The organism is Frigoribacterium sp. PhB160, assembly GCF_003751785.1.
GTDB lineage: Bacteria > Actinomycetota > Actinomycetes > Actinomycetales > Microbacteriaceae > Frigoribacterium.
The window spans coordinates 140795-162503 of sequence record NZ_RKIE01000003.1; the positions used below are offsets into that span (position 1 = coordinate 140795).

Annotated in this window: 20 protein-coding genes, 1 tRNA gene and 1 pseudogene; 14 read left to right on the forward strand and 8 right to left on the reverse strand. The window is 76.1% G+C overall.

Features of this window, described 5'->3' with window-relative positions; all coding sequences use genetic code 11:
* Positions 1 to 17 precede the first annotated feature (17 nt).
* From EDF38_RS13670 to EDF38_RS13700, 7 genes are all read left to right on the forward strand, one after another.
* The gene (locus EDF38_RS13670; RefSeq protein WP_123356325.1) at positions 18 to 1373 is read left to right on the forward strand and encodes a polysaccharide biosynthesis tyrosine autokinase; all 1356 of its coding nucleotides are present in this window, start codon (positions 18 to 20) and stop codon (positions 1371 to 1373) included.
* Positions 1370 to 1978, forward strand: coding sequence for a low molecular weight phosphatase family protein (locus EDF38_RS13675; RefSeq protein WP_123356327.1), 609 nt, complete (start codon positions 1370 to 1372; stop codon positions 1976 to 1978). Before EDF38_RS13670 ends, EDF38_RS13675 begins: the two co-directional genes overlap by 4 nt.
* Positions 1975 to 2796: a glycosyltransferase gene (locus tag EDF38_RS13680; RefSeq protein WP_148061500.1), complete on the forward strand. Its 822-nt coding sequence runs from the start codon at positions 1975 to 1977 to the stop codon at positions 2794 to 2796. The genes EDF38_RS13675 and EDF38_RS13680 overlap by 4 nt, the downstream gene beginning before the upstream one ends.
* A 168-nt stretch (positions 2797 to 2964) precedes the next feature.
* Entirely contained in the window at positions 2965 to 4011 is a 1047-nt protein-coding gene (locus EDF38_RS13685) for a polysaccharide biosynthesis protein (RefSeq protein ID WP_123356331.1), read from the forward strand.
* Positions 4008 to 5027, forward strand: coding sequence for an NAD-dependent epimerase/dehydratase family protein (locus EDF38_RS13690; protein WP_158613382.1), 1020 nt, complete (start codon positions 4008 to 4010; stop codon positions 5025 to 5027). Before EDF38_RS13685 ends, EDF38_RS13690 begins: the two co-directional genes overlap by 4 nt.
* Positions 5024 to 7429, forward strand: a complete 2406-nt coding sequence (locus EDF38_RS13695) for a glycosyltransferase (RefSeq protein ID WP_148061502.1) — start codon at positions 5024 to 5026, stop codon at positions 7427 to 7429. The genes EDF38_RS13690 and EDF38_RS13695 overlap by 4 nt, the downstream gene beginning before the upstream one ends.
* A 52-nt stretch (positions 7430 to 7481) precedes the next feature.
* Positions 7482 to 7955 carry a hypothetical protein gene (locus EDF38_RS13700; protein ID WP_123356335.1) on the forward strand — a complete coding sequence of 158 codons (474 nt, stop codon included), beginning with the start codon at positions 7482 to 7484 and terminating at the stop codon, positions 7953 to 7955.
* Positions 7956 to 8130: 175 nt separating this feature from the next.
* Here the strand turns inward: EDF38_RS13700 and EDF38_RS13705 are convergent, their stop codons facing one another.
* The 3 genes from EDF38_RS13705 to EDF38_RS13715 are packed head-to-tail and all read right to left on the reverse strand — an operon-like array spanning position 8131 to position 11737.
* Positions 8131 to 8916 (reverse strand): glycosyltransferase family 2 protein, encoded by a 786-nt coding sequence (locus EDF38_RS13705; protein ID WP_233572469.1) that lies wholly within the window; start codon positions 8914 to 8916, stop codon positions 8131 to 8133.
* Positions 8913 to 10466 (reverse strand): PIG-L family deacetylase, encoded by a 1554-nt coding sequence (locus tag EDF38_RS13710; protein ID WP_123356337.1) that lies wholly within the window; start codon positions 10464 to 10466, stop codon positions 8913 to 8915. Before EDF38_RS13710 ends, EDF38_RS13705 begins: the two co-directional genes overlap by 4 nt.
* Positions 10460 to 11737, reverse strand: a complete 1278-nt coding sequence (locus EDF38_RS13715) for an acyl-CoA dehydrogenase (RefSeq protein WP_123356339.1) — start codon at positions 11735 to 11737, stop codon at positions 10460 to 10462. The genes EDF38_RS13710 and EDF38_RS13715 overlap by 7 nt, the downstream gene beginning before the upstream one ends.
* 141 nt (positions 11738 to 11878) lie before the next feature.
* Between EDF38_RS13715 and EDF38_RS13720 the strand changes: the two genes are divergently transcribed.
* Positions 11879 to 12715 carry an alpha/beta fold hydrolase gene (locus tag EDF38_RS13720; protein WP_123356342.1) on the forward strand — a complete coding sequence of 279 codons (837 nt, stop codon included), beginning with the start codon at positions 11879 to 11881 and terminating at the stop codon, positions 12713 to 12715.
* 531 nt (positions 12716 to 13246) lie between these two features.
* Here the strand turns inward: EDF38_RS13720 and EDF38_RS13725 are convergent.
* The 3 genes from EDF38_RS13725 to EDF38_RS13735 form a co-directional block, all read right to left on the reverse strand.
* Positions 13247 to 14563, reverse strand: a complete 1317-nt coding sequence (locus EDF38_RS13725; protein WP_158613383.1) for a GNAT family N-acetyltransferase — start codon at positions 14561 to 14563, stop codon at positions 13247 to 13249.
* A 220-nt stretch (positions 14564 to 14783) separates the two neighbouring features.
* The gene (locus EDF38_RS13730) at positions 14784 to 15629 is read right to left on the reverse strand and encodes a hypothetical protein (RefSeq protein WP_123356345.1); all 846 of its coding nucleotides are present in this window, start codon (positions 15627 to 15629) and stop codon (positions 14784 to 14786) included.
* Between the two features lie 70 nt (positions 15630 to 15699).
* On the reverse strand, positions 15700 to 16194 hold the full coding sequence (locus tag EDF38_RS13735; protein WP_123356347.1) for an Lrp/AsnC family transcriptional regulator: 495 nt from the start codon (positions 16192 to 16194) through the stop codon (positions 15700 to 15702).
* Between the two features lie 195 nt (positions 16195 to 16389).
* Here EDF38_RS13735 and ald point away from each other — a divergent pair, with 195 nt between their 5' ends.
* The 5 genes and pseudogenes from ald to EDF38_RS13760 all read left to right on the forward strand — a co-directional run bounded on the left by ald (position 16390) and on the right by EDF38_RS13760 (position 19601).
* Entirely contained in the window at positions 16390 to 17493 is a 1104-nt protein-coding gene (ald, locus tag EDF38_RS13740) for an alanine dehydrogenase (protein WP_123356349.1), read from the forward strand.
* Between the two features lie 249 nt (positions 17494 to 17742).
* On the forward strand, positions 17743 to 18015 hold the full coding sequence (locus EDF38_RS13745) for a hypothetical protein (RefSeq protein WP_123356351.1): 273 nt from the start codon (positions 17743 to 17745) through the stop codon (positions 18013 to 18015).
* Positions 18016 to 18422: 407 nt separating this feature from the next.
* Positions 18423 to 18875, forward strand: coding sequence for a CrcB family protein (locus tag EDF38_RS16260; RefSeq protein WP_233572470.1), 453 nt, complete (start codon positions 18423 to 18425; stop codon positions 18873 to 18875).
* Positions 18872 to 19255, forward strand: a pseudogene (locus EDF38_RS13755) (CrcB family protein); the annotation flags it as partial. The gene EDF38_RS16260 and the pseudogene EDF38_RS13755, both read left to right, overlap by 4 nt.
* Before the next feature lie 34 nt (positions 19256 to 19289).
* Entirely contained in the window at positions 19290 to 19601 is a 312-nt protein-coding gene (locus EDF38_RS13760; RefSeq protein WP_123356353.1) for a DUF1905 domain-containing protein, read from the forward strand.
* Positions 19602 to 19760: 159 nt separating this feature from the next.
* Here the strand turns inward: EDF38_RS13760 and EDF38_RS13765 are convergent, their stop codons facing one another.
* On the reverse strand, positions 19761 to 20687 hold the full coding sequence (locus EDF38_RS13765) for an isoprenylcysteine carboxylmethyltransferase family protein (protein ID WP_123356356.1): 927 nt from the start codon (positions 20685 to 20687) through the stop codon (positions 19761 to 19763).
* 64 nt (positions 20688 to 20751) lie between these two features.
* A tRNA-Gly gene (locus EDF38_RS13770) sits at positions 20752 to 20825 on the reverse strand.
* Positions 20826 to 21096: 271 nt separating this feature from the next.
* Between EDF38_RS13770 and EDF38_RS13775 the strand changes: the two genes are divergently transcribed.
* On the forward strand, positions 21097 to 21573 hold the full coding sequence (locus EDF38_RS13775; RefSeq protein ID WP_123356358.1) for a hypothetical protein: 477 nt from the start codon (positions 21097 to 21099) through the stop codon (positions 21571 to 21573).
* The last annotated feature ends 136 nt before the right edge of the window (positions 21574 to 21709 follow it).

The following is a 21709-nucleotide window of genomic DNA, read 5'->3' on the forward strand; positions in this document are numbered from 1 at the left end:
CGACGACCCGGAGCCCCATGGACCTGCTGCCCCTCACCCGCGTCTCGCGCGCCTCCTGGCTCGTGCTCGCCGCCGGCACCGCCCTCGGGCTCGGAGCCGGCCTGGGCGCCGCCGCCCTCACGACACCGAGCTACACCGCCACGGCCGATCTCTACGTCGCGGTCGAGAGCGGCGCCGACGCCTCCGACCTCATCCAGGGCGGCACCGCCGCCGAGCAGAAGGTCCGCTCGTACGTCGAGATCGCCACGAGCGACCGCGTGCTCGCCCCCGTGGTGCACGACCTCGGGCTCGACCTCACCGTCCACCAGCTCGCCGACCGCGTCCGGGCCTCGACGCCGACCGAGAGCGTCATGCTCTCCATCAGCGTGACGACCACCGACCCGGCCGAGGCTGCGCGCCTCGCCGACGCGGTCGCGGCCAGCCTGATCGAGGTCGTGACCGACGACCTCGAGGCGACCCCGGCCCGCGGCGCCGCCGCGCTCGCCCTGCACGCCCTCGGGCAGGCCGACGTGCCGACCCGGCAAAGCGCGCCCGACCACGTCGTGCACGCGGTCGGCGGAGCCCTCGGCGGCGCGGCCCTGGCCCTCGGCGCCGTGTCGGCGGCCGCGGCCGTCGACACCCGGGTGCGCACGCGCGTCGACCTCGACGAGGTCGACGACGGCCCCGTGCTCGGCGAGATCTCGTTCGACCGCCGCCTCGACGAGCGCGGGCTCGTCGTGCACACCGAGCCGCACAGCCCCACCGCCGAGAGCTACCGGCAGCTGCGCACCAACCTGCAGTTCCTCGACTTCGGGGCGACCGGGCGCAGCCTCGTCGTCACGTCGTCGGTGCCCGGAGAGGGCAAGAGCACGACGGCCGCCAACCTGGCGATCGCCCTCGCCGAGAGCGGGGCGCGCGTCGCGCTCGTCGACGGCGACCTCCGCCGGCCCCGCATCGCCGCGATGACCGGCGTGGAGGGGGCCGTCGGCCTCACCGACGTGCTCACCGGACGCCTGCCGCTCGACGACGCCCTCCAGCCGTGGGGCACGGGCTCCCTCGTCGTCCTGCCCGCCGGCACGCTGCCCCCGAACCCGACGCAGCTGCTCAGCTCGCCGGCCATGCGGGCGGTGCTGACGGCGCTGACGGCCTCCGCCGACATCGTGATCGTCGACGCGCCTCCGCTGCTGCCGGTCACCGACGCGACCCTGCTCGCCAAGGTCACGGGCGGCGCCCTGCTCGCCGTGGGCGGCGGCCGCGTGTCGCGCCGCCAGCTCGCCCGCGCGCGGGCCGCCCTCGACGGCACGGGCAGCCGTCGCCTCGGCACCGTCCTGACCATGGCCCCGCCGAACCGAGCGGGCAGCTACGAGTACCGCTCCGAGAGGACCCCCGCATGACCCCGATCCGCCTCCTGGTCGTCTGCACCGGCAACCTCTGCCGGTCGCCGATCGTCGAGCACGCCCTCCGCCGCCTTCTCCCCGACGACGGGAGCGTCGTCGTCCGCAGCGCCGGCACCCGCATCGCGTCGGGGCGTGAGGCGCCCGGGCAGACCCTCCGGGCGGGGGCGCGGCTCGGGCTCGACCTGCACGGCCACCGCACGACCTCGCTCACGGCCGCGGACGTCGCCTCCGCCGACCTCGTGCTCGGCGCGGCCCGGGAGCACCGCCGGGCCGTCGTGTCGCTCGAGCCGCGGGCGCTGCGGCGCACCTTCACGCTGCGCGAGCTCGGCCGGGTCGTCGCGTCGGGCGCGACGCACCCGCTCGTCGAGGTGCCTGCCGCCGACCCGGCCGACCGCGTCGCCGCGTGGGTCGCCGCGATGAGCGCCCTGCGCGGGTCGACCACGCGTCCGGCCCGGCCGGAGGACGACGACGTCGTCGACCCGTGGGGCCAGGCCGACGACGTGTTCGACCAGGCGCTCGCCCAGCTGACGCCGTCGGTCGAGGTCGTCGCCGGCGCGCTCGGCACGCTGCTCGCCGCGCCGCGCGACGGAGGGGTCTCGTGAGCGCCCACGTCCGGGCGGCGAGGTCGGCGGGTCCCCTGCCGATGAGCGTCGTCATGCCGACCATGCGCGCCGACCGCCATCTCGCCACGGCCGTGCGGTCGGTGCTGCGAGACGCCGTCGAGGAGCTCGAGCTCGTCGTCGTCCTCGACGGGCTCGATCCTCGCGACGTCGACCTGCCCCGTGACGACCGCCTGCGCGTCGTCGCCCTGCCCGAGCGGCGAGGGACGCCCGCCGCGCTGAACGCCGGTGCCGCCGCGGGCACGGGCCCGCTGATCGCCCGGCTCGACGCCGACGACGTCGCCCTGCCCGGTCGCTTCGAGGCGCAGCGGGCCGAGTTCGCCCGGCGACCCGGCCTGGTCTGCCTCGGCTCGTCCGTCTCGCTGATCGACGACGACGACGCCCCCGTGGGCGCCTGGCCCGCCGCCACCGGACCCGGCCTCGCCGAGGCCCTGCTGCGGCGCAACGTCTTCGTGCACTCGTCGACGGTCTACCGGCGCGCCGCGTTCGAGGCGGTCGGCGGCTACGACGAGCGCTGCACTCGGATGCAGGACTACGAGCTCTGGCTGCGGCTCGCCACGACCGGAGAGCTCGACTCGCTGCCGGAGGTGCTCACCGCCTACCGCGTGCACCCCGGGCAGCACAGCCGCAACACGCCGCCCTGGGGCGCGCCCGCCCGGCAGGTGCGGGCCTCGCGGCTCGCCCTGGCGCGCCACCTCGGCCGCCCGACGCCGGTGCAGCACGTCGAGAACGCCGCGTGGAGCGCCGCGCAGGCGCTGCGGCACACGGGGCTGCGTCGGTCCGCGTACCTCCGCACCTGAGGCGACTGCCCGGCGGTGCGCGTGCGCGGCGCGCACGGCGTGCTGCGCACGGCCGACGGACGGGTGCACGACGCCCGGATCGTGAGGCATCCGCACGATCCCTGGTCACCGATATACGTACGTGATATTCTTCCACTCAATCTGAATCTCGATCACTTTGGAGGCGTCATGCCCACCACCCGCCGTCCGTGCACGTGCCCCGGCTCGTCGAGGCCGACCCTGGACGAGCTCCTCGGCCGCACCGCATCCCCCGCCCCGCTCGAGGTCGACGCCTCGGTCGTCGCCGGCAAGCGCGTGCTCGTGACGGGCGCCGGCGGCTCGATCGGAGGCGAGCTCGCCCGCCAGGTCGCGGGCCTCGGCCCCGCCGAGCTGCTGCTGCTCGACCGCGACGAGACCGCGCTGCAGCAGACGCAGGTCGCCGTCTCGGGCCACGGCCTGCTCGACACCCGCGACGTGGTGCTCGTCGACATCCGCGACGCCGATGCCGTCCGCCAGGTCTTCGCCGCCCGGCGCCCCGAGGTCGTCTTCCACGCCGCCGCCCTCAAGCACCTGCCGATGCTCGAGCAGTACCCCCTCGAGGGCTGGAAGACGAACGTGCTCGGCACGCTCAACGTCCTCCGCGCCGCGGAGGAGACGGACGTCGAGCGCTTCGTCAACATCTCGACCGACAAGGCGGCCGACCCGATCAGCGTCCTCGGCACGACCAAGCGCCTCGCCGAGCGGCTCACGGCCGACACGGCCGCGCGCACCGCTCGCCGCTACGTCTCGGTCCGCTTCGGCAACGTCTTCGGCAGCCGGGGCTCGCTGCTGCCCCTGCTCGAGTCGCTCATCGCCGCCGGTCGCCCGGTCACCGTCACGCACCCCGACGCCACCCGGTACTTCATGTCGATCCCCGAGGCGTGCCGGCTCGTGCTGCAGGCCGCCGCCGTCGGCTCGCCCGGCGAGGTGCTCGTGCTCGACATGGGCGAGCCCGTCCGCATCCTCGACGTGGTCGAGCGGGTCGTGGCGCGCAGCGGCCGCCCGGTCGAGATCGTGTTCACCGGCCTCCGTCCCGGCGAGAAGCTGCACGAGGTGCTGTCGTCCGCCGACGAGGCGAGCGAGGCCCGCGTCCACCCGCAGATCTCGCACTGCACCGTGCCGCCCCTCGCGGCCGACGACCTCTCGACCGACCTCCTCGTCCGTCCCGTGACGAGCGCCCAGCTGGCCGCCGCGTGAGGATCGCCGTCACCGGCGCGACCGGCTTCGTCGGCCGCCACGCCTGCGCCCGCCTCGCCGCCCGGGGACACGACGTGACCGCCCTGGTCCGCCGCGCCTCCACGGCCCCGGCCGGCACCCGCGAGGTCGTCCTCGGCGACCTCGACGGGTCGGCCGTCCCCTCGGCAGCCCTCGGCCGGCTCGACGCCGTCGTCCACCTCGCCGCGCGCGTGCACGTGATGCGCGACAGCTCGGCCGACCCGCTCGCGGAGTTCCGCCGGGTCAACGTCGACGGCACCCTCGCCCTCGCCCGGGCGGCCGTCGCCGCAGGCGTCCCCCGCCTCGTGTTCGTCAGCAGCGTCAAGGTGCTCGGCGAGCGGGCCGGCGACGGCACCTCCGCCTTCCGCGTCGGCGACGCACCCGCGCCCGTCGACCCCTACGGCGTCTCGAAGCACGAGGCCGAGCAGGCCCTGCGCACCCTCGCCTCGGCCACCGGCCTCGGGGTCGCCGTCGTGCGGCCGCCCCTCGTGCACGGCCCCGGCGTCGGCGGGAACGTCGCGCGCATCGCCCGCCTCGTACGGGCCGGTGTGCCCCTGCCCCTCGGCGCGGTCGACAACGCGCGCACCATGGTCTCGGTCCGCACGCTCGCCGCCGTCCTCGAGGGCGCCGCCGTCTCCCCCGACGCCGCGGGGGCCACCGTCCTCGCGGCCGACTCCCGCTCCTTCTCGTCCGCCGAGCTCGCCCGCCTCCTCGGCGACGGGCTCGGCCGGCCCGCCCGGCTCGTGCCCGTGGCGCCGGCCCTGCTGCGCGCCGCCGGCCGCGCGACCGGCCGCCTCGACGACGTCGACCGCCTCACCTCGTCGCTGCGCGTCGAGCCGGGCTCGAACACTGCGTTCTCGTGGGTCGAGGAGTCCGACCCGGCCGACGAGCTGCGCGCGACCGGCGCGTGGTTCCGGTCGGGGCCGAGTGCCCACGCCCGGCCCGCGTCCGCGTCCGCGTCCGCCGACGTCATCGCACCGCGGGGAGGCGCGGCGTGAGCCCCGCACAGACCGCCCTGCTGACCGGCCTGGTCGCCCTGGCCCTCCCGTCGGTGCTGCTGCCCGTCCTGCGGCGCGCCGGCGCGGTCGACGTCCCGAGCCACCGGTCGTCGCACACGGCGACGGCCGTCCGCGGCCTCGGCGCCGCCACCACGCTCGCCGTCGCGGTCGGCCTCGGCGGAGCGCTCGCCCACGTCGCCGACCCCGCCCACCGCTGGATGCTCGCCGTCGTCGGCGTCGGCTCCGTCGTCGCGGCCCTGGTGGGGCTGGCCGAGGACGTGCGGGGGGTCTCGGTCTCCACGCGCCTCCTCTCGCACCTCGCGGTCGGCGCGGCGGCCACCGCGGCCCTCGTCCTGCCCGCCGGCGGGTCGCCTCTGCTCGTGCCGCTCGGCGCCGTCGCGGTCGCGGGCTTCGTCAACGCCGCCAACTTCATGGACGGCGTCGACGGCATCACGGGGCTGCACGGCATCGTCTTCGGCGCGAGCACCGCGGTGCTCGGCGCCTGGTCGGGCCACGAGTGGCTCACCGGCACCGGGCTCGTCACGGCGGCGGCGTTCGCGGCCTTCCTGCCGTGGAACCTCTCCGGCCGCCGGCTCTTCCTCGGCGACAGCGGCAGCTACCTGCTCGGCGCCGTCACCGCGCTCTCGGTCGTCGCGGCCCTCGCCGTCGGCGTGCCCGCCGTCGCCGCGGTCGGCGTGCTCGCGCCGTACCTGGCCGACACGGGCGTGACGTTCCTCCGACGGGTCGCGTCGGGCGCCCGCTGGAGCGAGCCGCACCGCGACCACGTCTTCCAGCGCCTGACGCACTCGGGCCTCGGCCACCTCCGGGCCGCCGCGGTGACCACGGTCGCCTCGGCGCTCAGCGGCGGGCTGTCGATGATCGCGCTGCAGGGCTCTCTCGCGGCCTCGGTCGCCGGGGCCGGCGGGGCGCTCGTCGTCGCCGCGGGGTACCTCGCGACCCCGCGGGTGCTGGCGTGGGGTCGGGGCGCCGAGGCCGGGGCTGCCGTCGCCGGCGGCTCGGCCGGTGCTGCCGCCGCGGGACCGACGGGAGCGGGGCCGGGGGCCGCGCCGCGCCTCCTCGTCCTCGAGTCGATCGACCTCTGCGTGCACTCGCACTTCGCCGGGCAGCTCGCCGAGCTGCGCCGCCGCGGCGTCGACCCCGTCGTGCTCACCCGCGACACGGGCCTGCTCGCCGACGTGCTCGCCACCGACGGCGTGCGTGGCCTCGACCTCGACATCGCCCGCGACCCCTCGGTGCTCGGCGACCTGCGGACGCTCGTCGCGATCGTCCGGGTGATCCGCCGCGAGCGACCCGTCGGCATCGTCTCGGGCACCCCGAAGGCGGCCCTGCTCGGGGCGGTCGCGGGCTGGCTGACCCGCGTGCCCGTGCGGGTGCACCTGCTGCTCGGCCTGCGCGTCGAGACCATGACGGGCCTCGGCCGCGTGGCGCAGCTCGCCGCGGAGCGCCTCACCGTCCGCCTCAGCACCGAGACCGTCGCCGTCGGCGAGGGCATGCGGCGTCGCGCCGTCGAGCTGGGCCTCGACCTGCGGGAGGCGCAGGTCGTCGGCCGCGGATCCGCCAACGGCGTCGACGTGGCCCGGTTCGCCGCCGCGGGGCACGAGCTCGCGTCCGACCCGGGGTCGGACGTCGGCTCGGGCACGGGGTCCGGGCTGGACCCGGACGTCGGCTCGGGCACGGACGCGCTCGTCCGGTCCGAGGCCGGGCTGGGTCGGACGCAGGCCGCGCGTCGCGTCGTCGGGCTCGCCCCGGAGCCCGAGGGCCCGGTCGTCGGCTTCGTCGGACGTCTCGCCGTCGACAAGGGACTCGACTGCCTCGTCGCCGCGGTGCGGCGCATGCGGGCCGACGGCGTCCCCGCGCAGCTCGTACTCGTCGGGCCGGACGACGGCGTCGACCACCTCGCCCCCGAGACCCGGGCCGCCCTCGGCGAGCCCTGGGTCGTGCGGCCGGGGCTGGTCACCGACACCGCGTCCGTCTACGCCGCCTTCGACGTCTTCTGCCTGCCCAGCCGCCGTGAAGGGCTGCCGACGGTCGTCCTCGAGGCCGCCGCGGCCGGCGTGCCGGTCGTCGTCTCGGACGCGACCGGGACGGCCGACACCGTCGACGACGGCCGCACCGGGCTGATCGTGCCGGTCGACGACGTCGAGGCGTGGGCGGCGGCGGTCGCGGGGGTCCTCGGCGACCCGGGAGGCGCCTCCCGGCGTGCCGTCCTGGGGCGCGAGTTCGTGCGCGAGCACTTCGCCGCCGAGGTCGTGCGACAGCGGTACTGCGACCTCTACGAGCGACGCCTGCGCGCCGCGGGGGCGGTGCTCCGGGCGCCGTCGGCCGACCCGGCGCCGGCCCACGCCCCGGCCTCGGGCCCGGCACAGCCCGACCTGACCTGACCTGACCTGACCTGACCACCCTCCATCCCCTCCGTCCTGAAAGGACCCCACCATGCTCAAGCGCACCCCCTTCCTCATCTCGCTGCTCGTCCTCGGCTCGCTGACCGTGGCCGGCTGCACCTCCGCCGACGACGACGCCGCCCCGGCGCCCACGGACGTCGCGACCGACTCCGCCGCGGACGAGGCCGCCGACGACTTCGACCTCGAGGGCCTGACCGCCGCCGAGCGCGAGCAGGTCGAGCCGACCGGCGCGTGCATCGACGGCTACGCGATCATCCGGCCCGTCGACACGGAGTTCACGCAGCCCGAGCCCTGCGACACCGTCTCGGTGCTCGGCACCGGCTCGACCATCACGCTGACCGACGTGGACCACCTGCTGCTCGAGTCGGGCCCGAACACGATCACCGTCACGGGCGGCCTCGACTCGATCATGAGCATCGCCTCGGGCAACGAGGTCACGTACGACGGACCGGCGGTCGAGCCCGAGGACTCGGGCAGCGACAACACGTTCACGAACGTCGGCTGAGCCCGCCGCGTCGGGCCCGGCCGTCCGGCCGGCGCGTCGCCCCGAACCGCGTTCCGAGCCATGAACTGCGTTCCTCCGCGGTTCATGGCTCGGAACGCGGTTCTTCGCGTGCGGCGGATGATCCCTCCCCAGCCAGCCAGGCAGCCCGCCCGCCCACCGGCCCGGCCCGGCCCGGCTACGCGAGCAGGTCCGTGGCGAGGTACCCGGCGTACCCGCCGCGCGTCCGCCCGACGCGTCGTCCGGAGGTCAGCACCTCGCCCGCCTCCGACGCGACGATCGACGCCCCCGAGGCGCGGAGCCGCTCCACGAGCGTCACGTCCTCGTGCAGGTCGAGGTCGCCGAACCCCCCGGCGGCCAGGTACGCCGAGGTCGCCACCCCGAGGTTCGCCCCGTGCACGTGCCCGTTCGGCCGCCCCGGGGTGTGCCGCGACGTCCACGCCGCGATCTGCTCGGGCGAGAGGTCGGCGAAGTCGGGCCGGACCGTCCCCACCACCACCTCGGCGCCCTCCCGCGCCAGCTCGACCTGCGACGTCAGCCACGTCTCGGGCACCGCGGAGTCGGCGTCGGTGTTGGCGATCCAGGTGCGTTGCGGGTCGACGCCGAGCAGCTCGAGCTCGGCGAGGGCCCTCGCCACCCCCAGCGACCGGGCCAGCCCGACGTTGCGGACGCGCGCCTCGACCACCGTCACGCCGGGCGCCAGCCGGGCGACGGCGGCGGTGTCGTCGGTGCAGTCGTCGGCCACGACGACGACCACGACCCGCGCCTCCTCGTGTCCGGGGACTCGGGCGGGCTCGCCGTCGGCGGGGCACGACCCGGACAGCCGGAGGCGCGCCCGGCCGATCGAGGCCAGGCACCTCCCGATGAGCGCCGCCTCGTCACGGGCGGGGACGACGACCGCGATCCCGAGCAGCTCGGGTCGGACACCGCCCGAGGGGGTGTCGAGGCCGATCGAGCCGGTCACCGGAGACCCGTCCGCTCGGCGACCGACCGGCCGTCGCGCGACACGACGTCGAGGAGGAAGTCCGCCTCGACGTGCTGCACCACCCGGGTCAGCCCGGAGCGGTGCGCCTCCGCCGCGAGCGCCGCGTGCACGGCGTCGCCGCTCTGCGCGAAGTCGCCCTCGTCGTGCCGCCAGTGGCACGCGACGATCGAGCCGCCCGGCGCGAGCGCGCCGGCGACCGACGACAGCAGGGCCGTCAGCGCCTCGGGCTCGAGGTAGTAGCCGACCTCCCCGATCACGACGAGGTCCCAGCGGCCCTCGGGCAGCCCCTCGGAGGCGTCGGCCTGCTCGACGCGGACGTGTCGTCGGTCGGCGAGGCGGGCCCGGGCGCGCTCCACGGCGACGGGCGAGACGTCGAGCGCGAGGACGCGGTCGGCCCGGTCGGCGAGCTCGGAGGTCACGACGCCGATCGAGCAGCCGATCTCGAGCACTGCTCCGTACCGCTCGTCGGGCAGCGCGCCCAGAACGAGCGACCGCTTGCGCCGCTCGTACCAGCGCGTCGTCACGCCCCACGGGTCGTCGCGGCGGGCGTGCGTGTCGTCGAAGCGCGCCGGGTCGGCGGCGGGGTCGTGCGGCCCGCGAGCGTCGGGCGCGGCGGGGTCGGGCGCGGCGGCGGCAGACGCGGGGGCGACAGGTGCGGGGGCGACAGGTGCAGCGGCGACAGGTGCAGCGGCGACGCGCGCCACCGTGACCGTGACGTGCTCCAGCGCCGCCGTCGCCACGGGCTCGACGACGAAGACCTCCTCGCGGGAGAAGTGCTCCGCGAAGTCCGGGCGCAGCACCGCCTCGTCGCCGGGAGCCGGGGAGAGGGGACGGAGCTGGCTGACGTACCGGGCGAGGGCGCGCTGCTTGGCGCCCCGCGCCTCCTCGTCGGTCGTCGCGTGCACCAGGTCGGCCCACGGCACGTCCGGGTGCCCCGGGTCGGCCCAGTGCCACATCCAGATCGGGTAGCCGAGGAGGCGCGGCGCGGCCGACCGCGCACCCTCGCCCCCGGTCTCGGCCGGGAGCTCGGCGACGACGGCGGCCGCGATCTCGCCGAGCACCCGGTGGTCGCGGTGCCCGTCGCCGCGCCACGGGGCGAGCAGCAGCCCGGGGCGCCGGTCGCGGAGCAGGTCGGCCACGCGGGCGTGGACCTCGTCGCGGTGCTCGCGCAGGGCTCCGTCGGGCACGCCGAGGGCGACCACCTCGACGGCGGGGCCGAGCTCGGCGGCGGCGGCCCGCGCCTCCTCGAGGCGGAGGTCGCGGAGCGCGGCCCGGTCGACGGTCGACGAGTCGGGGTGGGAGGCGGCTCCGTCGGTGACCACGACGACCGTGACCGGCCGTCCGGCGGCGGCCGCGGTGGCGATCAGGGCGCCGGCCCCGAGGGTCTCGTCGTCGGGGTGGGCGGCGAGCACGACGACGGGCCCGTGCCCGCGCGGGTCGACCTCGGCGAGGGCGCCGAGGGCGAGGCGCGGGTCGGCGGCCCACACGGCGGAGGGCGTGCCGGCCTCGCGGGCGTCGAAGCTCACCACGGGTCGACGCCCGTGGGGGCCGCGTCGGGTGCGGCGGGTGCGGCGGGTGCGGCCGGGGCGGCGGCGGCGGCGAGGGCGCGGTCGCGGTCGCGGACCGCCCCGCCGAGCGACGCGTCGTCCTTCTCGGCGTGGTGCTGGCGCAGGTAGAGCTCGAGGTCGGCGACGCGCTTGGCGTGCGCGGCGTCGGACGCCAGGGGTGCCGGGCCGAGCGCGTGGGCGACCGCGGCCAGGACGTCCTCGGCGGCGTGCGCGACGGAGCCGCGCACCCGCTTCGCGAGCAGGCGCCCCTCGGCGCCCGACGCGGCCCCGGCGTCGACGAGCCCGGCGGCCTCGGCGAGCGCGCGTCGGGCGTCGCCGAGCCGCTCGTCGACGACGCCCAGCGCGCGGAGCAGCCACGGGTCGGGGTCGCGGCGCACCGCGGCGGCGTGCAGGGCGCGGGCGACGCCCACCGCTCCGCCGTACCAGCACGACGCGACGCCGATGCCGCCCCACTCGAACCCGGCGCGGCGCAGGTACCAGCCGGGCGCCCCCACGGGGAACGCCTCGACTTCGTCGAACCGCACGGGCCCCGAGGGGATCTCGGCCATGCCACGGGCGTGCCACGCCCCCGCGACGACCTCGACGCCGGGCTGGCGCAGGTCCACCGCGAAGAGGCGGCGCTCGTCGCCGACCCAGGCCGTGACGAGGGCGCCGTCGAGCTCGCCGGCGAGCGAGCACCACGGCTTCTCGCCGGAGAGCAGCCAGGCGGGAGCGGGTGCGTCGGCCGTGGGGGCCGGGTGGGCGGCGTCGGGGGCGGGTGTCGGGGAGGCGGGCCGCGCCTCCTCGTCGACCTCGGCGGTGGTCGGCGAGGTGAGCCGGGCCTCCAGTCGGGGCGCCGCCCCGGGGGGAGCCTCGGCGGCGAAGACACCCCAGGTGAAGCCCGACGAGGAGGCGCGGGCCGGCAGCACGACGCCGGTCGCCTCGCCCGTCGTGCCCCGGCCGAGGCCCGCGTCGGCGGTGCGCGCGGCGTCGGCGGCCTGCCTCAGGATCGCGACCGCGTCGAGGTGCGGCTCGACGGCCCGGGCGAGCGCGACGTCGTGGGCGGCGAGGGAGGCGAGCGCGCGCCAGAGGTCGGCGGTGTGGCCGGTGCCGGGGACGGGGGTCGGGGTCGCGGGGTCGGTGGCGGAGGTGAGGTCGGCGGCGAGGGCGAGGGCCTCGGCGACGGAGTCCGGGAGGTGGTCGGCGACTCGTCGGGTGATCGTCCCGTGGTCGGAGGCGCGGGAGAGCTGCATCCTCTGACCGTAGGCCCCCGTGAGGCATGCTCGATCCGTGTCCGGGGGACACGTCTCGGTGACAGCCCACCAGACCGACAGGCGGGGCGGGTACGAACGGGAGGCGTGGGGCGCGGACGCGCTCCCGGGAAGGCAGACATCATGACCGAGGTCACCGCCCACCACGGGCTCTTCAAGGACACGAACCTGCACGTCGACGACTTCGGCGGCAGCGGCCGCACCGTCGTGCTCATCCACGGCTGGCCGCTCTCCGGCGAGTCCTGGAGCAAGCAGGTGCCCGCGTTCGTCGACGCCGGCTACCGCGTCGTCACCTACGACCGCCGCGGCTTCGGCCGCAGCGACAAGCCGAAGACCGGCTACGACTACGACCACCTCACCGAGGACCTGCACACCGTCCTCACCGAGCTCGACCTGCAGGACGTCACGCTCGTCGGGTTCTCGATGGGCGGCGGCGAGGTCGCGCGCTACTTCAGCAAGTACGGCACCGAGCGCCTCCACAGCGTCGTCTTCGCCTCGGCCGTGCCCCCGTACCTGATGAAGACCGACGACAACCCGGACGGACCCCTCACCAAGGAGGCGGCGGCCGACATGACCGCCGGGCTCACCAAGGACGAGGACGCCTTCTACGACGACTTCACCACCGGTTTCTTCTCGGTCGACGGCGTGCTCAAGGTCACCGAGGAGGAGCGTCAGGACGCCCTCCGCCTCGCCAAGCAGGCGAACAAGACCGCCGCGCTCGAGGCCATGGCGTCGTTCGCGAACACCGACTTCCGCGAGGACCTGACGAAGGTCACCGTGCCGACGCTGGTCATCCACGGCAACGGCGACGCGACGGTCCCCTTCGAGGGCTCGGGCGCGCGCACGCACGCCGCCATCGCCGACTCGGAGCTGCACGTCATCGCGGGTGCGCCCCACGGTGCCAACGTCAGCGACGCGGACGAGTTCAACCGCGTGGTGCTGGAGTTCCTCGCGCGCTGACGCGCTTGCCGCGCGGCGCGCGGCGCCGTGTCGACCCGCACCCCCGATCCGGCGTCACACCGTCAGTCCCGACGGTGCGACGCTGGTCCGGGGGTGTGGCGCGTGCGGAGTGCCACCGGGCGCACCGCGCCACATCGACCCGCACCCCCGATCCAGCGTCGCACCGTCCGACCCGACGGTGTGGCGCTGGTCCGGGGGTGTCGCGCGTGCGGGGCGCCGCCGGGCGCGGTGCTGGTGGTTCGATCGCGGCCGGCGTCCGCACCCCACGGACCCGCACACACCCCTGCACGCGCCGACGGGTCCGTGCGGGTTCAGAGGGTGACGCGGCGGGACGCACGCGGAATGCTCAGTCCGCGCCAGCCCGACACCGTCCCGACGGACGCGGCTGCGCCGCGCACCCACACCCCACGAACCCACACACACCCCCCAGCGCGCCGACGGGTCTCCGCGGGTCCGCAGGGTCCGGGGGCAGAGGTCGCATGCGACCGCACACCGCCGCAGCCCCGCGCGCCGCGCCCCGCGCCCCGCGCGCTAGAACGACGTGATGCCGTGCAGCGGCCGCTCCGGGGCGAGCATCGCGCGCAGCTGCTGCACGGCGCCGCGCCGACGCTCGCGCACGAGGTCCGCCGCCGCAAGGGTCACGGGGTCGACGCCGCCGAGCCAGAGCGAGCCCAGGGTCGCCACGTCGAGCTCGACGTCCGCCCGGCGGACGCTGGCGCGCTTGACGGTGGCCGCGCCTCCTTCGCTGGTGACGCGGTAGGTGCCGCCGGCCAGGCCGAGCGCGTCGGCGACGGCGATCGTGACGACCCCGTCGGCCGCCCACGGCCGAGCCTGCAGGGCCGCGATCGGGTCGAGCACCCGGAGCCACACGTGGTCTTGGTCGCCGGTGATGCGCACGGCCCGCGGGTCGGGCAGCACGTGCGGCAGCGGGTCGGACTGGGGTGCCGAGTCGTAGCGGATCGTCGTCACGAGGTCGACGGCGAGCAGCAGCTGCCACAGGCCGAGGTAGGCGTCGTCGCTCGCCGCCACGAGGTCGACCACGACCAGCACGTGCACGTGCTCGGCGCCGCCCGGCTCGAGCTTGTAGGTGACGTAGCCGTCGATCTCGCCCGCGGCGTCGCGGTGCACGGCCGCCCGCACCGCGAGGTCGGGCGAGCCGTCGGGGCGGCGGCGGCCGAGCAGCCTGTTCCACGCACCCTCGTGCCGGTCGATCGAGCCGGGGCTGCGCCGGTGGAACGCCGCGAACACGACGGGCGCGACCTCGGCGAGCGCCGACCGCGGGACGAGCTCGACCGTGCCCTCGGGCTCGACGACCAGGCCGGAGGCGCGGCGCACGTCGACCTCGACGGCGCGCTCGCGCGTGGCCACGCCGAACCCGAACCGGCGGTAGATGCCGCCCTCGCTCGCCGTGAGCGCGGCGACCGCGAGGCCCGAGGCCTTCGCCGCGGTCAGGTCGTCGGTCATCATGCGGCGGAGGACGCCCCGCCGGCGATGCGTCGGCTGCACCGTCACGCCGGAGATGAGGTGGGCGTCGAGCAAGGCCCCGCCGCCGACGTTGATCGACTTGGTCAGCGTGACGAAGGTGGCCACGGGCCAGCCCTCGGCGTCGAGCGAGCCGGGGCGCTGCTGCTTCGCGTAGACGCCGGTCAGCACCCGGCCGTCGTCGACCCCGCGGAGGGTCTCGAGCCCGGCGGCCAGCGGCGGCAGCTCGCCCTCGTGGAAGCCGAGGCTCGCCGCCTGCGCCCACGCGGCCGAGGCCTCGTCGGCGCGCGGCTCGTCGGCGGTCGACCCCTCGCCGAGGGCGGGGGAGAACGTGCGGATGTCGTAGTCGTCGTCGAAGGAAGCCACGTCGGCCAGCGTAGGGCGCACCACCGACGACGTCGTCGGCCGGACGGAGGAGGCGCGGGTGGACACCACGGGGCGGGCACCCGTCGACTCCCCTCGGGACGGCGGCGCCGCATCCCGTCTCGCGCATCGCGTCACGGAAGAACGCGGCGCGACGCCCGGAACGTGACGCGACGCGGGGGTGCGAAGCGACGCGACGCGCGGCGCGCGGCGCGCGGGCCGTCTACAGCAGCACCGTGCTGCTCCGCCACCCGAGCGACTCGTCGCCCGTCTGCCACACGACCGTCAGCCCGCGCGGCGCCCCGTCGGTCGACGTGCCGCCCAGCGGCACGTCGAACGTCCGCCCCGACCCGGCAGCCGCGGGCTCGGGCACCTCGACGGGCTCGCCGTCGATCCACGCCCACACGGTCGACGGGTAGCCGACGACCGACGGCGCGGTCGCGTCGGCGCTGGCCGGGCTCGCGAACGACAGCCGCGCCGGGGCCGCCGGGTCGACCGCCTCGGCCGCGGCGACCGGGTCGACGTCGCCGTCCTCGGCCCCGACGTCGGGGTTCGACCAGGTGTACAGCGACTCCCCCGTCGGCGGCACCCCCGCGTCGTCGAGCCGGAGGCCGTCCGCGGTCTCGCGGACGATCCACGCGTCGGCCTCCGAGTCGGTCGTGATGCTGACGAGCGTGAAGGCGCCCTCGGGGCCCTCGACGACGTCGGTGCTCCCGGCGAGGAGCTGGCCGGCCTCCTCCGCGGTGACGGTGCCGTCGGTCGGCGAGTACTCCGCGAACGTCGCCTCCGAGCCGTAGGACGCCTGCGCCTCCGCGGACAGGAGCGGCCAGGCGGTGGCCGTGTCGCCGGCGACGATCGCGTCCAGGTACGCGGTGACCAGCGCCTCCTCGGGGGTCGCGGAGGGGGCCGCCGTGGTGGCCGCGTCGGTCGCGGTCACCGTCGTCGTGACGGTCGGCGGCGCGGCCGTGTCGCCCTCGGCCGGGGTGCACCCGGCGAGGCCGACGACGAGGGCGGCGGTCGCCGCGGTGCCGAGCGAAGCGGTGGTGAGTCGTGCTCGTGTCTGTGTCATGCGGGCGACGGTAGCGACGCCTCCCCGGGTCGTCCCGGTCTTCCCAGGGGACGAGGAGGCGCGCCCCGCGTCACCGGAAGGAGGCCGCCACCCCGTTGCGGTGGTAGTCGAACACGATGCTCGTGCGGGTCGACGCGACCGACGGCTGTGCCGAGAGGTGGTCGACGACGAAGGTGCGCACCGCGCTCGAGTCGGCCACGGCGATGTGCACGAGGAAGTCGTCCTGCCCGCCGACGAAGAACACCTGCAGCACCTGCGGCAGGCGGCGCACCGCGTCCGAGAACTCGGCGATGCTCGCCTGCCGCGCCCCGGGCCGCAGCGTCACGCCGACGATCGCCTGCAGCGGCAGGCCCAGGCTCGTCTGGTCGACGCTCGTGAGGAACCCGGTGACGACCCCGCGGTCGATCAGCGCCCGCAGCCGGGTGTGCGCGGTCGACGGCGCGACCCCCACGGCGTCGGCGAGCGCGGCGTTCGAGATGCGCGCGTCCGTCTTCAGGACGTCGAGGAGGCGTCGGTCGAGCTCGTCGAGCGGGGCGGACCCTCGAAGATCGTTCGGCGTAGACACGGTGTGAGCTGCTTTCTCTGGCCTGACGACGTGGTCCGGTCAGTCTCACAGAATCTTCTTCGCCGGAAACGTCGGCGTAACGAACGATCTCCACGATTGGGCCGAGGAGCACGGCCGGCGCACGCCGGTCGACCCACGGCCGACGAGCGTCGGCGCCCACGGCCGGCAGACGCCGGGCGAACGATCGGAGAAGCGATGCGCGTCGGAGTCCCCACCGAGATCAAGAACAACGAGAACCGGGTGGCGATCACGCCCGCCGGGGTCGACGCCCTCGTCCGCCGCGGCCACGAGGTGCTCGTCGAGGCGGGCGCCGGCCTCGGGTCGCGCATCGCCGACGCCGACTTCGCGGCCGCCGGCGCGACGATCGTCGCGACCGCCGACGAGGTCTGGGGCGGCGCCGACCTCCTGCTCAAGGTGAAGGAGCCGATCGCCGCCGAGCACCACCTCCTCCGCGCCGACCAGGTGCTCTTCACGTACCTGCACCTCGCCGCCGACCGCGCCCTGACGGAGGCGCTGGTCGCCTCCCGCACGACCGCGATCGCCTACGAGACGGTCCAGCTGGCCGATCGCTCGCTGCCGCTGCTGTCGCCGATGAGCGAGGTGGCCGGGCGTCTGTCGATCACGGTGGGGGCGTACCAGCTGATGCGCGCCTCCGGCGGTCGGGGCACCCTGATGGGCGGCGTGCCGGGCACCCCCAAGGCCAAGGTCGTCGTCATCGGCGGCGGGGTCGCGGGCGAGCACGCCGCCGCGAACGCGCTCGGGATGGGCGCCGACGTGACGATCGTCGACCTGTCGCTGCCGCGCCTTCGACAGCTCGAGTCGCGCTTCGGCGGGCGCGTGCAGACCCGGCCGTCGACGCCGCACGAGATCGCCGCGCAGGTGCGCGACGCCGACCTCGTCATCGGGTCGGTGCTCGTGCCCGGGGCGGCCGCGCCGAAGCTCGTCACCGACGAGATGGTCGCGGGGATGAAGGCCGGCGCGGTGCTCGTCGACATCGCGATCGACCAGGGCGGCTGCTTCGAGGGGTCGCGGCCGACGACGCACGACGACCCGACGTTCGCCGTGCACGACGCCGTGTACTACTGCGTCGCCAACATGCCGGGCGCGGTGCCCGAGACGTCGACGCGGGCACTGACCAACGCGACGCTGCCGTACGTGATCGCCCTCGCCGAGAAGGGGTGGCGCGCGGCGACGGCCGCGGACCCGGCGCTCGCGCTCGGGCTCAACGTCGTCGACGGAGGCGTCACGAACGCGGGCGTCGCGGCGGCGCTCGGGACGGAGCTGCACGAGGTCTCGTGAGGCGCCGCAGGCGGTGCGCCGCGGGCGGTCCACGCGCGGGGACCGGGCCGGGGCCGGATCGGTCGGCACCGTCGGACCGGCGCTGCACCGTCGGTCCCGCCGGTGCAACGCCGGTCAGACGGTGCAACGCCGGTCAGACGGTGCACGGCGAGGGGCGACACGCGGAGCGGCCGGACCAGTTGCGAGCCGTGAGGAGGCCTGCCTACACTCGTGCCCTGTTCGAACACACGTTCGAGAGAGGCGGCCCTGATGAACATCTCCACGACCCGATCCGACGTCGCCCTCTGGTTCGCCGGCGAGGCCCCCGACCGCCTCGTCCACGACGGCGTCCGGTACCGCGTGACCGACATGCCGACCAAGCTCTACGACGAGCCGATGTTCACGCACGAGCTCATCACGCACCCGCCGCGACAGTTCGTCGGCTGGCGGTTCCAGGCCACCGACGGGGTCGGTACGACCCACATGTTCGAGGTGCTGCGCGACGCCGCGGGCCGCTGGGTGCTGGGTCGCGTCTACGACTGAACGAGGCCCGGCACCGCGACTCCAGCACCTGAGCAGGGGCCGTGGAGAGACGGAGGCGCGGAATCGGCACCGCACTCCGGGCCGACTTTCCACCTGTGGATAACCCTGTGGGCAACCTGTGCCGACACGCCGCCCTCCCCGTGGAGAAGCGGGGGAGAACAGGGGAATGACTGTGGACAGATCTGTGGAAATGACAGTGGTGTAATTCGGTCAGGGCCTCGTGATCAGGGATTTTGTTAGGCCTCGACCCTGTGGACAAGCATGTGCTCCTGTGGGGAGAAGCAAGACGAGGAGCAGAGGCGGGCCGTCGTGGTAGAGCTCGTCCAGGCCCGACCTGTGGACGCCCGCTCCCGCGGCCCGACCCGCGGTAGCGTCGGGGTCGGTCGTCGTCGGACGGAGGAACGCGCGTGCTGGAGGCGGTACCCGTGCACCTGCGCTGGCAGGCCCTCGCCCTCGTGGCACCGGGCGGCGAGGTCGGGACGGGAGCGCGCGAAGCGCTGGCGCTCACGTGGCCCGCGCCTCCTGACGGGGTGCCCTGGACCATCGCCGCGATCAACGTCCGCGGCGCCTTCGTGCTCGGCGTGCTGCTCGAGGCGCTCGGGCGCCGCGGACCCGACGAGGGCCGTCGCCGAGCGCTGCGCCTGTTCGCCGGCACGGGCGTGCTCGGGTCGGTCGTGGCGGGAGCGGCCGCGGCGGCGGCGGGCATCGCGGTCGCGGCTCGCGTGCTCCCGGGGCGTTCCGTCGCGGCGGGCGCCGGAGACCGGGACGGCCATGGGGGCGGCGAGCCGGACGGTGCGGCCGCGGACGGTGCGGCCGCGGACGGTGCGGCCGGAGACGGACGAGGCGGCGGCGAGCGGTGACCTCTCCCCTGCTGTTCCTCGCGATCGCCGCCGCGGGCGGGCTCGGCGCCGCGTTGCGCCTGCTCGTCGACGGTGCCGTGCGGTCGGCGAGCCTGCGCGCGAGGTGGCTGCCGTTCCCGCTGGCGACGACCGTGATCAACGTGACGGGGTCGTTCGGGCTCGGCCTGCTCACCGGGCTCGCGGCGTCGGCGGGGATGCCGCACGAGTGGCTGCTCGTCGGCGGCGGCGGCCTGATGGGCGGCTACACGACCTTCAGCACGGCGAGCGTCGAGACGGTGCGGCTGCTCGGTGGGCGGCGCCGGGCCGCCGGCCTGCTCGCCGGCGTCGGCATGCTCGTGCTGTCGGTGGCCGCCGCGCTGCTCGGGCTGGTCGTCGGCGGGGCCTGGCGCGGCGGCGGGCTGGCAGCATGGCGGCATGACGTTCCGTTTCGAGGCCGAGCTGTGGCGCTGGGCCGCGCGCCGGGAGCTCTGGACCTTCGTCAGCCTGCCCCTCGACGTCAGCGACCTCGTGACCGAGCTGGTCGAGGGAGCGACGAACGGGTGGGGCTCCGTCCGGGTCGACGCCGAGATCGGCGGCACGCGGTTCCGGACGTCGATCTTCCCCGCCGGGACGGGGCTCGGCGAGGCGGGGTCGTGGGTGCTGCCGGTCAAGCGGGCGGTGCGCGACGCGGCCGCGGCGGAGCTCGGCGACGTGGTCACGGTCGAGCTCGAGCTCGTCGACTTCTAGGCGGGCGCGCGGCCCTCGCGTGGCGTCGCGCGGCGCGGCGCGGCGCGGCGTCACGTTCCGCGCGTCGCGTCACGAGAGAACGCGACGTGACGCGCAGATCGTGACGCGACGACACCGGCCCGCCGCGGCACGCTGCACGAGGCACCGGGCTCGGGCGCCTCACCGCTGCGCGGGCACGGGGAGGCGCGGCCACCAGCACAGCACCGCGTCGCGGTACCGACGGAAGTCGTCCCCGAACCGCGCCTCGAGGTCGCGCTCCTCGTGGGGTCGCACGGCGACGTTCCAGAACACGGCGCCGGCGATCGCGTAGGCGACGACCAGCCACGACGACAGGAGGAGGCCGACGGCGACGCCCTGCGCGATGCTCGCCACGGCCATCGGGTTGCGGACCACCCGGTAGGGCCCCGCGACGACCAGCCGGTTCGGCATGGCGGAGGGCAGGGGCGTGCCGTCGCCGAGCGTCGTCATGACCGCGCCCGACCACAGGCCCGCCGCGCTCGCGACGACGAGCAGCACGACGCCGGCCACCGTCGTCGCGGCGTCGGCCGGGCCCGACAGCGGCAGCGCCAGGCCCCACCGCCGCTCGAGGAACGCCACGACGAGCGGGATCACCGCGAGGAACAGCCCCCAGAAGACGACGATCTCGAGGGCGGTGGTGGCGAGGTTCCTGGCGGGGCCGCGGCGCGCCTCCGCGGGTCGGAAGCCCAGGGGGCCCCAGATCACCCAGTGCGTGGGGACGCGGCCGAGCAGCAGCTGGGCGAGCGCGAGGGCCGAGCCGACGACGGCGCCGGCCATGAGGAGGACTCCCCAGCCGGCCTCGCCGGTGACCGTCGCGAAGACGGCCAGGGCGACGGCGACGAGGGTCGTCCAGACGGTGGCGACGACGGCCGCGGGGCGGAGGCCCGCCGCGGCGAGCGCGGACGCCCCGACGAACAGGGGGACGTCGAACACGGCGACCAGCACGGGGTCGAGGCTGCCGAGGGTGGCGTCGCGGACGGACGGGACCGTGGCGACGGCGATCCACCACGCGGCTCCGGCGACGGCCTGCAACGCGAACCAGGCCCTGCCCCACCGCGTGCTGCGCATGGGGCGACGCTACCGGTCGGAGCTGGCGACGCGGGCCCGAGATCTGGAGCGAGTGACTGGCCGATGGAGCGAGTGACGGGAATCGAACCCGCGCTACCAGCTTGGGAAGCTGGAGTTCTACCATTGAACTACACTCGCGCGCCGCCTCGGAGGCGAACTCGTCCACTATAGCGACCCGCGCCTCCCCGTCTCCGCTGCCTCCGCGTGGCGTCACGTTCTGCGCAGCGCGTCGCGAGAGAACCCGACGCGGCGCGCAGAACGCGGCGCGCAGAACGCGACGCGACGCGAACGACCACGGCCGCCGCACCCGCTCCCCACGCCGTCGGGCACGCGCACCGCGGGGGACGCGCACCGCGGCCGCGGCTGTGAATCCGGGCGGGGCCGCCCCGCGCCTCCTACCGTCGACCGCATGATCACGAAGAAGACCCTGCTGCCGATCGCCGCGCTGCTGATGCTGCCCCTCGCCGGCTGCACGGGCGGCGCCCAGAACACCGCCGCCGGGGGCGACGAGCCCGACGCGTCGTCGAGCCGCACCGACCCGGGCCAGGAGAATGACCTGAACTGCACGCGCATCAGCGAGAGCGCCCTGGCGTCGCTGGCGGACGGGGTCGACGACGACGTGCTCCTCGGCTACGCCGCCCAGGACGGCTCGACCTGGTACGTCGCGGCCCCGGTCGGCGAGAACAACGTGCTCTCCGACACCGTCGGACTCTGGGTGACCGACGGCGACGTCGAGGCCGACGAGTTCGACGGCACGTGGACCTCTGCGAACGACGACGCCGACGAGACGTCGACCTTCGACCGGTCGTCCACGGCGGACGATGACAACGACGCCGCCGAGCAGGCGCTGAGCTGCATCGAGGACGCGGGCGAGTCCGTCAACTGACGCGACCCCCACGAGGAGGCGCGGTGCCTGCCGGTCCGACACCGCGCCTCCCCCTGCGGTCGCGTCGCCGCGCGGGGCCGGTGCCGCGCTCGGCCCTGCCCGTCCGCGCTCAGGAGCTCCGCACCCTCGGGACCCG